Here is a 12,849-nt window from a genome sequence, read left to right on the forward strand (position 1 = left end):
GGCTTGCCCGCGATGGCGTCGGTACATTCAGCCTCTCATTGCCTGACATACCGCTATCGCTGGCAAGCCAGCTCCCACAGGACTGAGGTGATCTGCAGATGTTGTGCACACCGCAGAACCTGTGGGAGATCAGCGAACTGCTGGACAAGGTTCGTCGCACGCTTGACGGTACCTGACATACCGCCATCAGGTTGCTCGGTTGAGAACACAGACCCTGTAGGAGTGAGCCTGCTCGCGATGGCGTCAGGTCAGTTAATGCATTTCTGGCAGACACTCCGCTATCGCGAGCAGGCTCACTCCTACAAGGGATTGCGGTGTGTCATCTTCCAAGTACACCGCAGACCCTGTGGGGGCCGGTCGGGACGGTGTCGCTATCGGTTCAAGGCCCGCGCCAGAAACGGCGCCGTACGGCTCTTCTTGCTCGCTGCCACTTTTTGCGGCGTGCCCGCCACAACAATCCTTCCGCCCTGATCACCGGCCCCCGGACCGATGTCGATCACCCAGTCACTCTGCGCCACCACGCGCATTTCATGCTCGACCACGATCACCGTGTGTCCCGCCGTGACCAACGTGTCCAGCTGTTCCAGCAGCCGATCGACATCTCGCGGATGCAGGCCGGTGGTCGGTTCATCCAGCACATACAAGGTTGCGCCACGCTGGTTGCGCTGCAACTCGGTCGCCAGTTTGATCCGCTGCGCTTCACCACCGGACAATTCGGTGGCCGGTTGTCCCAGTCGCAGATAACCGAGGCCAATGTCGCGCAACACCTCCAGCGACCGGCGAATCCCCGGCTGCTCGCTGAACACCCCCACCGCCTCATCCACAGTCAATTGCAGCACCTGCGCGATGCTCAAGCCTTGCCACTCAATCGCTAACGTCTGCGGGTTGTACCGCGCGCCATGGCAGGTCGGGCACGGTGCATACACGCTGGGCATGAACAGCAATTCAACGCTGACAAACCCCTCACCCTCGCAGGTCGGGCAACGGCCCTTGGCGACGTTGAAGGAAAACTGTCCGGCGTCATACCCCGCCGCCCGTGCCTCGGGCGTGGCGGCGAACAGTTTGCGCACGTTGTCGAACAGCCCGGTGTAGGTCGCCAGATTGGAGCGCGGGGTGCGGCCGATGGGTTTCTGATCGACCTGCACCAGCCGCTTGATCGACTCCAGCCCTGAAGTGACCTGACCACTGCTGGCCTGCGGCGCGTCATCCTCGAGGCTGAGTTCTTCAGACTCCGGCTCAAGCGCTGGACGCCCCAACTGCGCCCCCACCAGTTCCAGCAAGGCCTGACTGACCAGACTCGACTTGCCCGAGCCGGATACCCCGGTCACTGAGGTAAAACACCCCAGAGGAAATTTCGCGCTGAGGTTGTGCAGGTTATTGCGGCTGATGCCATCGAGTTGCAGCCAACCGCTCGGCTTGCGCGCAGTGCGGGTCTGTCGCTGGCTTTCAGCGAACAGATAGGCACGGGTCTGCGACATTTCGATCTCGGCCAGCCCCGCCGGCGGGCCGCTGTACAACACCTGTCCGCCCTTCTCGCCCGCCGCCGGACCGACGTCGATCAACCAATCGGCGCGGCGCATGGTTTCCAGATCATGCTCGACCACAAACAGCGTATTGCCGTCGGCCTTCAAGCGCTGCAAGGCTTCGAACAGCGCCTCGCCATCCGCCGGATGCAAACCGGCGGACGGCTCGTCGAGCACGTAGATCACGCCGAACAATTGCGAACCCAATTGCGTCGCCAGGCGCAGTCGCTGCAGCTCGCCGGACGACAGTGTCGGCGTGCTGCGTTCCAGTGCCAGATAACCGAGGCCCAGAGCGGTCAGGGTGCTGACCCGCTCGAGCAAGTCCTCGGCGATCCGCTGCGCCGCCAGGCGTTTTTCCAGCGACAGGTTCGGCGTATGACGCACATCCGGCGCACTGGCGTGGCCGCTGGCACCGTGGGCCACACGTTGCTGACGGGCGTCGCGGGTTTGCGCATGGCTGAGGGTTTCGCCGCTTTCTTCGGCCTGCTCCAGGTACGTCGCCGCTGCCACTGGCCGCAGCACCTCGGCCACTTGCAGCAACGGCATCTGCGACAACTCGCCAATGTCATAGCCGGCAAAGGTCACCGACAATGCCTCACGCTTGAGGCGCTTGCCGTCGCACAACGGGCATGGGCTGCCGAGCATGAACTGCGCAACGCGCTTCTTCATCAGCGCGCTTTGCGAATGAGTAAAGGTGTGCAGGATGTAGCGGCGGGCGCCGGTGAACGTGCCCTGATAACTTGGCTCCATCTTGCGCTTGAGGGCGACCCGAGTCTCCTCCGGGGTCAGCCCGGCGTACACCGGCACGGTCGGGGTTTCTTCGGTGAACAGAATCCAGTCGCGCTGCTTTTTCGGCAGTTTCTTCCAGGGAATATCGACGTCGATGCCCATGGTCACGAGGATGTCGCGCAGGTTCTGCCCCTGCCACGCCAGCGGCCAGGACGCCACGGCGCGCTGGCGGATGGTCAGGTTCGGATCAGGCACCATCAGCGCCTCGGTCACCTCGTAAACCCGCCCCAGACCGTGGCACTCGGGGCACGCGCCTTGCGGAGTGTTGGGTGAGAAATCCTCGGCGTAGAGCATCGGCTGCCCCGGCGGATAACTGCCGGCGCGGGAATAGAGCATGCGGATCAGGCTCGACAAGGTGGTCACGCTGCCCACCGACGAACGCGTGCTCGGCGTACCGCGCTGCTGTTGCAGGGCCACGGCCGGCGGCAGACCTTCGATGGAATCGACGTCCGGCACACCGACCTGATCGATCAGCCGTCGCGCATACGGCGCCACCGACTCGAAATAGCGCCGCTGGGCTTCAGCGTACAAGGTCGAAAACGCCAGCGACGACTTGCCTGAACCGGATACCCCGGTGAACACCACCAGCGCATCGCGGGGGATGTCGACGTCGACGTTCTTCAGATTGTGTTCACGGGCGCCACGCACCCGGACCATACCGGTGGGCGCTTTGGAGGTGCGTTTGGCAGTCATTGGCTGTCCCTGCAGAAAAATTAGGGGCGAAGCTGAACCCTGTGGTGAGGGGATTTATCCCCGATCGGCGGCGCAGCCGCCGCAGCCACTGCAAATGCCATGGAGCTGGAAAAATGCAGGGGAGTGCTACGCACTCCATCGGGGATGAATCCCCTCGCCACAGGGAATTGGAAGTCAGCCAGCTAGGCACTGAGCACCGATCGAATCATCTGCAACAGCGCCTGTGGACCATACGGTTTGCTCAGCAAATGCGTGTCGGGGCTCAACTGGTGGTTGCGCGAGATGATGTCGCGGGTGTGCCCGGAGGTGAACAGCACCGCCACCGGCGGCGTCTGCACCTTGGCCCATGCGGCCAGATCGGAGCTCTTGATCAGCCCCGGCATCACCACATCGGTGAAAATCAGATCGACTTGCGCGCCGTCCAGCAGCATCTGCATCGCCACGTCGCCATTGCCGGCGGTCAGCACGCGGTAACCTTCCTCGCGCAACAACTCAACGGCCGAGGCGCGCACGGCGTCGTTGTCCTCGACCACCAGAATGCTTTCGTGGCCACCGCCCTGCTGCTTGCCGACACTCGGTGATTCATCGAGGACCGGACGCAGGCTGCGCGGAAAGTACAGTTGCACCCGCGTGCCTTCACCCACGGTGCTTTCGATCTCGACGTGGCCGCCACTTTGCTTGACGAAACCGAACACCATACTCAGGCCAAGCCCGGTGCCCTGGCCGTCAGCCTTGGTGGTGAAGAACGGCTCGAACACTTGCTCAAGCATTTGCGGGGGAATGCCTGCGCCGGTATCGCTGACCACCACCCGCACAAAATCACCGGCAACGATGCCTTTGCCGGCGCAGAAATTGCTGTCCAGACGAGTATTGAGAGCGCTGAGGACAATCGTTCCCTCGCCCTTCATCGCGTCCCGCGCGTTGATCGCCAGATTGAGAATGGCGTTTTCCAGTTGATTGCGGTCGACGCTGATGTGCCACGGGTCGTGCGGCAATTGCACGTCGATCTGAATGGTCTCGCCCAGCGCGCGCTGCAGCAGTTCGCCAACGCCATCGAAGATCTGCCGTGGATCGCAGACCGCCGGCGACAGCGGCTGACGCCGGGCAAACGCGAGCAATTGCGATGACAGCTTGGCCCCGCGTTCGACCGCCGCCAGCGAGGCGCTGACCCGCCGCTGCACGTTGGCATTGCCCGGTTCATGGCGCGCCAGCAGATGCAGGTTGCCGGCGATCACTTGCAGCAAGTTGTTGAAGTCGTGGGCCACCCCGCCGGTCAGGCCGCCGATGGCTTCGAGTTTCTGCGACTGGCGCAGTTGCTCCTCGGCCGCCAGTCGCGCGCCGACTTCGTCGGCCACCCGCTGTTCGAGGTTGCGGGTGAATTTGAGCAGGGATTCTTCGGCGTTCTTGCGCTCGTGAATGTCGATCAACACGCCGGGGAATCGAAACGGCGAACCGTGTTCGTCGAACTCGCAGGCGCCGCTGGCCAGCACCCACAGATAACTGCCGTCCGGGCGCTGTACCCGGTACTCGGCGTTGTAGGGCTCACCGGTCTGCAGCGAATGGCTGACCCGATCATTCACCCACGCCAGATCATCCGGGTGGATCCGCGCTTCGCAGTAGGACTGCGGCAGATTGCTCAGGTCCTGATCCGGTGGATAGGAAAACGTGCGGGCGAAACGCTCATCCGCCGACAACACATTGTTCTTCACGTCCCAGACAAACGAGCCGAGCAAGGCCCCGGCATTCAGCGCCAGACGCACCCGCTCGTTGTCTGCCCGATAGGCGTCTTCAGCCGCCTGACGCAGGCGCTCGGAGCGCACTAAGTCGGTGGTCTCGACCACCATCGCCATCACCCCGGCCGGCACACCGTCATCGTTGGCCACCGGGCTGTAATACAGATCCATCCAGACGTCTTCGGGCACGCCATCGCGCAGCAGCACCAGTTCCTTGTTGCGAAACGACAAGGTGCCGCCCGCCAGGCAAGTGTCAACCACATGTCGGTTGAAATCAGCGACTTCCGGCCAGCCCAGCTCCACCGGCACCCCCAGCAGATACGGGTGGCGGCCACCGGCAAACAGCGAGTAGGCATCGTTATAGATCATGTACCCGGCGCGGCCCCAGAGCATGACCATCGGCAGCGGCGACGCCAGCATCAGCTGCACCGCACTGCACAGGCTCGCAGGCCAGTGCTGCAGCGAACCGAGCTCGGTATCGCTCCAGTCGAACGCACGAATGCGCCCGGCCATCTCGCCTTTCCAGCCGTCACAGCCATGGCTATCGGATAAAAACTGCATCGACTGCTCGTTGTCCTGTGATGTTTGCCCGATAAATCGCAACGCTGAACGAACGCGGCGCCCGTGTGTTTCGAGCGCCGCCGACCGCATTGGTTTCATTGAAGTTATAGCCGATTTCGCGCCCGTTCCGGGTTCAGACCCCGATCAGGTGCTTGAGCGGATGGTAGCCAGTTTTCATCTTCGCGGCGACGTCGAGTATCGCCTTTTCGATACCGTTGAGGTGCAGGCAGGTCAACTCGATGGCGGCGTTCTGGTCGCCCGCCTCGATGTATTCGATCAGGCGCAGATGTTCGTTGTCGCGGCAAGCTTCATGGCTGTCGTCATCCAGTGCGGCGACATACAGCGAGGCGCGGGAAATCAGCTTCTGGAACCAGTCGAGCAGCACCGGGTTGTTCAGGCTGCGCGCCAGCTTGATGTGGAACTCGCCGAGCAGGTAAATCAGTTGCTCGTGATCGCCCGCCGCGTGGGCTGCGTCTTCCAGCAGCAGGTGCTCGCGCAGGACCTGCATCGCGGCGGTGTCCTTGCGACGACAGAGTTCGGTGACCATACCGATTTCGATCAGGCGCCGGGTTTCGAACAGCGAGCGGATCTCTTCGTTGCTGGGCAGCGACACCGAGGCACCCTTGTTGGGCTCGGTGGTGACCAGCCCCTCAGCTTCCAGTTGTTTGAGCGCGGCGCGTACCGACGTGCGGCTGACATTGAACAGCTCGGCCAGCGACGCTTCACCCAGCTTCATCCCCGGACGCAGCGAACGCTTGCTGATCGCCTGGTAAACCCCTTGGTAGACGCGGTCGACCGTGGTTTCCAGTTTCTTCTCGGTCATTCGAACACTCCTTTAGCCTCGGGCAAACACGCTGTTCCAGCGTTATGCGCCGTTTGCGCAGATAAGTGTGGCGCAGGATATCGCCTTCGGCGTCGAGATGCAGGGGATGAATCGCAGGTCAGGTGGGGTCAAGTGAGCGGGAGGCCATAATGATGCAAAAAGATCGCAGCCTGCGGCAGCTCCTGCATTGGGATGCGTTTCCCTGTAGGAGCTGCCGCAGGCTGCGATCTTTTGATCTTCAGTCAGTACCGTATTTCGGCGAACGCGGGCCGTACAACAGGCCTGCGCGTTGACCAGCCGACAACAGACGATTGCTCGCCACACCGGCCATCGGGTATCCGGCATCGGTCGAACTGTTGATCACCTGTTTCACCGCGGCGGTGATCAGCATGCCGACCAGGCCGCCACCACCGTTGTTGCCGCCCTCTTCGCTCGACGCCCGCGCCGAACCGGTCCACAGCGTGGTGCCGGATTTCAGATCCACCAGTCTGGCGGTGGCGGTCACCGCGGTTTCGCTGCTGATGACCATGTAACGCGTACCGTACTCGGTCACGGTGATGTACAGCGCAGCGTCGGCGCCGAAGATTTCCTTCAGCTTGTTGGCCGGTGCCTGATGAATGTCATCCGGGGTGGTCAGGCCGTTCTGGCGGAAAGTCTCGTCCACCAGGGCGATCGGCAGCACGTAGTAACCGGCCTCGGCCAATGGGAACGTCACTTGCGACAACAGGCTGTAGGAAGCCTTGACGTCTGGCGAGGTGTTCAGCGGTGGCAGCACCAGAATGGTCTTCGGGCGCGCCTGTTTGTACGCCGAATAATCCACGGTTTTCGGCGCAACGCAGCCGCCGAGCACGGTCAGGGCCAAACCGGCGGCCAGCAGTTTCAGGGTGCGCGAGATCATTTGGCGTCTCCGGTCTTGGCGTTTTTAAGCAGAAAATCCATGTACGGGCCGGACTCGGGGAACAGCGCTTTCTCGGTGCGGAACTGCTGCACCATCTGATCGTCCTTGCCCATGCTCAGGTACAACAAGCCCAGGTGCGCATGGTAGCCCGGCGGCACAGCCTTGCCGGTGGAGCGGATCTTCTGCAGGTCGCGCTCCAGCACTTCGGCCTGGGCTTCTTTCGGCTCTTCGCCTTTGAAGTATTCGTAGACCTGCGGTTGGTAGTCTTCCCACTGGTACAGGGTTTTCGGGCTGCTGCAACCGGCCAGCAAGGCGCTGGCCGCCAGCGTCAGGGCCAGCAGCGACCGCGACAAAGTCAGATTCATGGGGTGTTGCTCCTTGCAATGAATAGCGATCAGTTGCCCGGTTTCCAGGCGCCGGCATTCATGCCATCGACCAGACGATTGATCGCCTCGCGCATGGCCAGATCGAGGACTTTGCCGTTGAGGGTGGAGTCGTACGCGGCAGTGCCGCCGAAGCCGATGATTTCGCGGTTGGACAAGGCATACTCGCCAGCGCCCTGAGTCGAATACACCACTTCGGACGTGCTGATGTTGACGATGTTCAGGTTGACCTTGGCGTAGGCGACCTGAGTCTTGCCACGGCCGAGAATGCCGAACAGCTGATGGTCGCCGGTTTCCTTGCGGCCGAACTCGGTGACGTCACCGGTGACCACATAATCGGCACCCTTGAGGCGCTGGGCCTGGCCTTTGATCGCGGCTTCCTGCTGGATCTCGCCCATGTTGTCGCGATCCAGTACCGAGAAACGGTTGGTCTGCTGCAAGTGAGTGATCAGGATGGTCTTGGCCTGGCCGCCGAGACGGTCAACGCCATCGGAGAAGATCCCGCGCATGTAGCTGGAGCGGTTATCGAACTTGCCCACCGCCATCGGTACGCGAGCGCCGGTCCAGACTTGCGTGGCGCTCTCGACCTTGGCCACCGGCAGTGCGCGGGAGCTTTCGGTGGCGCACCCGGCCAGGGAGCCGGCGAGGGTGCCGAGCACGGCAATCGCAACGCCTGAGACCAACATCCGGGAGATCATTCTCACTGTGTATTCCTTCTGAAAAAACGGTGTGTCCCGGCACGGCAACGCGGTGGGGAGCGGAAAAGGGGCGGCATTATGACAAAGTGCCATCAGTCACGACAGATTTTTTTTGACGCCAATCAATTGGCTGCCCTGAACACCACAAATCCCCTCTGTAGGAGCTGCCGAAGGCTGCGATCTTTTGACTTGGGGTTTTAAAAACAAGATCAAAAGATCGCAGCCTTCGGCAGCTCCTACAGGGGGATCGGTGTTAGTGGAAATCGCGGCTCTGCACGCGAATGCCGTCGAGCAGCGGACTCAGGTCGCTCAGCCGGCCGGCGATCAAATGCCGGACTTCGCCCTCGCGCTCCCAGCGGCCGTCGACCTTGAGCAGTTGCGAGCCAACCAGCACCTGACGCTGGCGCTCGGCCAGGTCGCGCCAGACCACAACGTTGACGTTGCCGAACTCGTCTTCGAGGGTGACGAAGGTCACGCCGCTGGCAGTGCCCGGTCGCTGCCGCCCGGTGACCAGCCCGGCGATGCTCACCGGTCGACCGTGTTCGACGTCCAGCAACTCCTGCGAACTGCGGCAACGCCGTGCCTTCAGCTCACCGCGCAACAGCGCCAGCGGATGCGGCCCCAGCGTGGTGCCGATGGTCGCGTAATCGGCCTGCAAATCCTCACCGACACTCGGTTTGGGCAGCAGCACATCCGGCTCTTCCTGACTCGGCAACCCGGCAAACAGGCCCAACTGTTTCTGCACTCCGGCCACTTCCCAGCGTGCGCGATGGCGATGCCCGGCCATCCCGCGCAACGCCCCGGAATCGGCCAACAGCGCGTGGGCGCGACTGTCGAGCGCCGCCCGCTCGCCCAGATCGGCGACATCGGCAAACGCCCCGCGCGCCCGGGCCGCTTCGATGCGCCGGGCGTCGTCCTCGCGAAAGCCTTTGATCATCCGCAGGCCCATGCGAATCGCTGGCTGCGCGCCACTGATCGGTTCCAGGCTGCAATCCCAGTCGCTGGCGCGCACGTCCACCGGACGAATCTGCAACTGATGGCGGCGCGCGTCCTGAAGGATCTGATCCGGGCTGTAAAAACCCATCGGCCAGCTGTTGATCAAGGCACAGGCGAACGCCGCCGGTTCGTGGCACTTGAGCCAGCAACTGGCGTAAGTCAGCAAGGCGAAACTGGCAGCGTGGGATTCGGGAAAGCCGTAACTGCCGAAACCCTTGATCTGCTCGAAGATCTGCGCGGCGAATTCCTCGGTGTAGCCGTTGTTCTTCATCCCGGCAGCCAGGCGTGCCTTGTGCGGCTCCAGCCCACCGTGGCGCTTCCACGCGGCCATCGAGCGGCGCAACTGATCGGCCTCGCCGGGGCTGTAGTCGGCGGCGACGATGGCGATCTGCATCACCTGCTCCTGAAACAACGGCACGCCGAGGGTGCGTTTGAGCACCACTTCAAGTTCCGGCGAGGGATAGGTTTCCGGTTCTTCCTTGTTACGCCGGCGCAGGTACGGATGGACCATCCCGCCCTGAATCGGCCCGGGGCGGACGATCGCCACTTCAATCACCAGATCGTAGAACTTCGCCGGTTTCAGCCGCGGCAGCATCGACATCTGTGCCCGCGACTCGATCTGAAACACGCCGATGGTGTCGGCGCGGCTGATCATCTCGTAGGTCGGTTTGTCTTTGTCTGGAATCGTCGCCAGGCTCAGATCGAGATGGCGATGACGACGCAGCAGATCGAAGCAACGGCGGATGGCACTGAGCATGCCGAGGGCGAGGATATCGACCTTGAGCAGGCCGACCGCGTCGAGGTCGTCCTTGTCCCACTGAATGATCGTGCGCTCGGCCATGGCGGCATTCTCCACCGGCACCAGACTGTCCAGCGGTTGTTCGGAAATCACGAAGCCGCCAGGGTGTTGCGACAGGTGTCGGGGGAAGCCGATCAATTGCCCAGTCAGACTCAGCACCCGGCGCAGCACCGGGCTGTCGGGGTCGAAACCGCCTTCCAGCAAACGCGGCAGCGGCGGTGTTTCATCGCTCCAGTGGCCACAGCAATCGGCCAGCGCATTGATCTGATCCGGCGGCAGACCGAGGGCCTTGGCCACATCACGCACCGCCCCGGCGGCGTGGTAGGTGCTGACCACCGCCGTCAGCGCCGCACGCCGCCGACCATAACGGCGGAACACGTATTGCAGGACTTCTTCGCGGCGTTCGTGTTCGAAGTCGACGTCGATGTCCGGCGGCTCGTTACGCTCTTTCGACATGAAGCGCTCGAACAGCAGCGTGGTGCGGTCCGGGTCGATCTCGGTGATGCCCAAGGCAAAACACACCGCCGAGTTGGCCGCCGAACCGCGGCCCTGACAGAGGATTTTCTGCTGGCGGGCGAAACTCACCACGTCGTGCACGGTGAGGAAGTAGCTTTCGTAGCCGAGTTCGGCGATCAGCTTCAGTTCCTTGTTGATCTGCCTTAGCACCTTGAAGGGCGCGCCTTTTTTCCAGCGCCAAGCGATGCCTTCTTTAGTCAACTGCCGTAGCCAGGAACTGCCGGTATGGCCCTGCGGCACCAGTTCCTTCGGATACTCATAGCGCAACTCGCTCAGTTCGAAAGTGCAGCGCCGGGCCAGTTTTACCGAAGCTTCGAGCAACGCCGGCGGATACAGTTCGCGCAACACGTCGAGGCTGCGCAGATGCCGCTCGCCATTGGGGTGCAGGCGCAACCCGGCCTCGGCCACCGGGACGTGATGGCGGATCGCGGTCATGGTGTCCTGCAGGGCGCGCCGGCCACGGGCGTGCATGTGCACATCGCCGCTGGCCACGGCGGCAATCTGCAACTGCTCGGCCAGGCTCAGCAGTGCCGCCAGCCGACGCTGATCGTCCTGCCCGCGATGCAGCTGCACCGCCAGATGCAGGCGCGCGCCGAAGGTCTGCTTCAGCCAGCGCCCCTCCTCCACGTCATCGACGCTGTCCGGCACCCACAGCGTGAGCAACCCCGGCAACGGCTCGTTGAAGTCCTCGCGCAGCACTTGGTACTGGCCCTTCTGCGTACGCCGTCGGGCCTGAGTGATCAAGCCGCACAAGGCCTGATAGCCCGCAAGGTTCTCTACCAGCAGCACCAGTTTCGGGCCGTTGTCGATGCGGATTTCGCTGCCGATGATCAGCGGCAACTCAACCGATTTGGCGGCTTGCCAGGCGCGGACGATTCCGGCCAAGGTGCATTCATCGGTGATCGCCAGCGCCTGATAGCCGTGTTTTTTCGCCCGCTGGAACAGCTCAAGGGCACTGGAGGCACCGCGCTGGAAACTGAAGTTCGACAGGCAGTGCAACTCGGCATAGCCGTCGTTCATGCAAACCAGCCCTGCAGCCACAACGGACCGCCCTCGCCCACCGCTCGATAGGCCCAGCCCTGCTGTCCGGCACGGTTCTGAATCAGGTAGTAATCGCGGCGCACGTCGTCACCGTCCCACCAGCCGGACTCGATGCGCTCCGGGCCCATGAGGATCCGCGCCGAACCTTCCGGCACGCTTTGCGGCTCGCCGAGCAGCCAACCCGGACGCTGCACGCTCGGCAAACCGCTGCAACGCTGTTTGTCGACGCCGTTCTGCCAGGCGCACTCCGGGCGATGGTCGGCCTGGAAGCGCAGGCCCTGCACCGCCTCATCGCCGAGCCGCGCGCGCAGGCGTTCGCGCAATTGCTCCCAAGGCAAGGTCTGTTGCGGACGGTCATCGAACAGTTCTTGAAACTGCGGCACGAAACTTGGCAGGTCTTCGGCGCGCAGGCGAAAACCACGCACCGGGGCCTCGACCTGGACTTGCTCCAGTCGCCCACGGGCCAGTTCGAAGAGCATTGCCGGATCGCGCTCGGCGCTGAGCAGGCCGACCTTGATCAGCGTGTCCGGCAGCCCGGCGTGCTCCAGATGCAGCTCGAAACGCTGCACGCCGCTGTCACGTCCGCAAAGGAACGCCGACAGGTCAGCGGTCAGACGCCGTAACGGGAATAGCAGCGCCTGATGGGATTGCACGTCGAAATTGAGTTCGATGCGTACATCGAAACGATCTGGCGGCAGATAGAACGCCAAGGCCAGCGGCCGTGCACCGTACAAGGTGTCGAGATGCTTGAGCATCGACGCTTCGAAGCGCCGGGCCAGGGCCTGACGCGGCAGGCTTTGCAGCTGGTTCAGATTGCGCAGGCCCATGCGCGTCAGCGCCGTGGCGACCGGCGGCTCCAGCCCGACGCGGTCGAGGGGCAACTGCCCGAGATGATGTTGCAGGGCTTCACCGTCCGGCACCACCAGCCCGTCGTAGGCATTGGCCAGCACCCGCGCCGCCACCGGGTTGGGTGCAGCGACGATGCGATGGCGGAAACCCAGATCGGTCAGTTCCTTGCGCAGACGCGCTTCGAACTGCGACCAGGAGCCGAACAGGCCCAGGCTCGACTCGATCTCGAACACCAGGGTTCGCGGGTAATGCACGCTGACCTGAGCGCTGAACCGATAAGCCCACGCGGCGAGAAACTGTTGCCAGTGCTCGACCTCAGCAAGGTCGTAATCGGCAGTGGCAAAGCCTTTGGCCAAGGCCTGCGCCGCGGTCATCGACTGCCCGGCGCGCAGACCAAGTTTGCGCGCCGCCGGATTGACCGCTTGCAGCACCCGACGCTGCGCCGGGCCACTGAGCAGCACCAACGGCTCAGCAGGATCGGCACGCTGACGCAGCACCGCGTCGAGGGCCAATTGCGGGAACAGAATACACACCCAGCGCATGACGA

General features: G+C 63.1%; 8 protein-coding genes. All 8 read right to left on the bottom strand.

Features of this window, described 5'->3' with window-relative positions; all coding sequences use genetic code 11:
* Window positions 1-371: 371 nt before the first annotated feature.
* The 8 genes from ACIOUG_RS01710 to ACIOUG_RS01745 all read right to left on the bottom strand — a co-directional run bounded on the left by ACIOUG_RS01710 (window position 372) and on the right by ACIOUG_RS01745 (window position 12,844).
* Window positions 372-3,005, bottom strand: a complete 2,634-nt coding sequence (locus ACIOUG_RS01710; protein ID WP_401062012.1) for an excinuclease ABC subunit A — start codon at window positions 3,003-3,005, stop codon at window positions 372-374.
* Between the two features lie 182 nt (window positions 3,006-3,187).
* Window positions 3,188-5,299, bottom strand: a complete 2,112-nt coding sequence (locus tag ACIOUG_RS01715; RefSeq protein ID WP_401062013.1) for an ATP-binding protein — start codon at window positions 5,297-5,299, stop codon at window positions 3,188-3,190.
* 133 nt (window positions 5,300-5,432) lie between these two features.
* A complete protein-coding gene (locus tag ACIOUG_RS01720) occupies window positions 5,433-6,122 on the bottom strand; it encodes a GntR family transcriptional regulator (RefSeq protein ID WP_401062014.1) in 690 nt (229 codons plus the stop codon).
* A 238-nt stretch (window positions 6,123-6,360) separates the two neighbouring features.
* Window positions 6,361-7,020: a DUF799 domain-containing protein gene (locus tag ACIOUG_RS01725; protein WP_401062016.1), complete on the bottom strand. Its 660-nt coding sequence runs from the start codon at window positions 7,018-7,020 to the stop codon at window positions 6,361-6,363.
* A complete protein-coding gene (locus tag ACIOUG_RS01730) occupies window positions 7,017-7,385 on the bottom strand; it encodes a DUF4810 domain-containing protein (RefSeq protein ID WP_003225593.1) in 369 nt (122 codons plus the stop codon). Before ACIOUG_RS01730 ends, ACIOUG_RS01725 begins: the two co-directional genes overlap by 4 nt.
* A 29-nt stretch (window positions 7,386-7,414) precedes the next feature.
* Complete coding sequence (locus ACIOUG_RS01735) at window positions 7,415-8,101, bottom strand: CsgG/HfaB family protein (protein ID WP_167797100.1); 687 nt, start codon at window positions 8,099-8,101, stop codon at window positions 7,415-7,417.
* Window positions 8,102-8,354: 253 nt separating this feature from the next.
* A complete protein-coding gene (locus tag ACIOUG_RS01740; RefSeq protein WP_401062018.1) occupies window positions 8,355-11,453 on the bottom strand; it encodes an error-prone DNA polymerase in 3,099 nt (1,032 codons plus the stop codon).
* Window positions 11,429-12,844, bottom strand: coding sequence for a Y-family DNA polymerase (locus ACIOUG_RS01745; protein ID WP_401062020.1), 1,416 nt, complete (start codon window positions 12,842-12,844; stop codon window positions 11,429-11,431). The genes ACIOUG_RS01740 and ACIOUG_RS01745 overlap by 25 nt, the downstream gene beginning before the upstream one ends.
* Window positions 12,845-12,849: the final 5 nt, after the last annotated feature.

Source organism: Pseudomonas sp. NPDC087803 (assembly GCF_044742995.1).
Taxonomy (GTDB): Bacteria; Pseudomonadota; Gammaproteobacteria; order Pseudomonadales; family Pseudomonadaceae; genus Aquipseudomonas.

Bases quoted from the DNA above. Each gene is read 5' to 3' on its own strand.
- ACIOUG_RS01710 (WP_401062012.1), bottom strand. From the start codon at position 3,005: ATGACTGCCAAACGCACCTCCAAAGCGCCCACCGGTATGGTCCGGGTG.
- ACIOUG_RS01715 (WP_401062013.1), bottom strand. From the start codon at position 5,299: ATGCAGTTTTTATCCGATAGCCATGGCTGTGACGGCTGGAAAGGCGAG.
- ACIOUG_RS01720 (WP_401062014.1), bottom strand. From the start codon at position 6,122: ATGACCGAGAAGAAACTGGAAACCACGGTCGACCGCGTCTACCAAGGG.
- ACIOUG_RS01725 (WP_401062016.1), bottom strand. From the start codon at position 7,020: ATGATCTCGCGCACCCTGAAACTGCTGGCCGCCGGTTTGGCCCTGACC.
- ACIOUG_RS01730 (WP_003225593.1), bottom strand. From the start codon at position 7,385: ATGAATCTGACTTTGTCGCGGTCGCTGCTGGCCCTGACGCTGGCGGCC.
- ACIOUG_RS01735 (WP_167797100.1), bottom strand. From the start codon at position 8,101: ATGATCTCCCGGATGTTGGTCTCAGGCGTTGCGATTGCCGTGCTCGGC.
- ACIOUG_RS01745 (WP_401062020.1), bottom strand. From the start codon at position 12,844: ATGCGCTGGGTGTGTATTCTGTTCCCGCAATTGGCCCTCGACGCGGTG.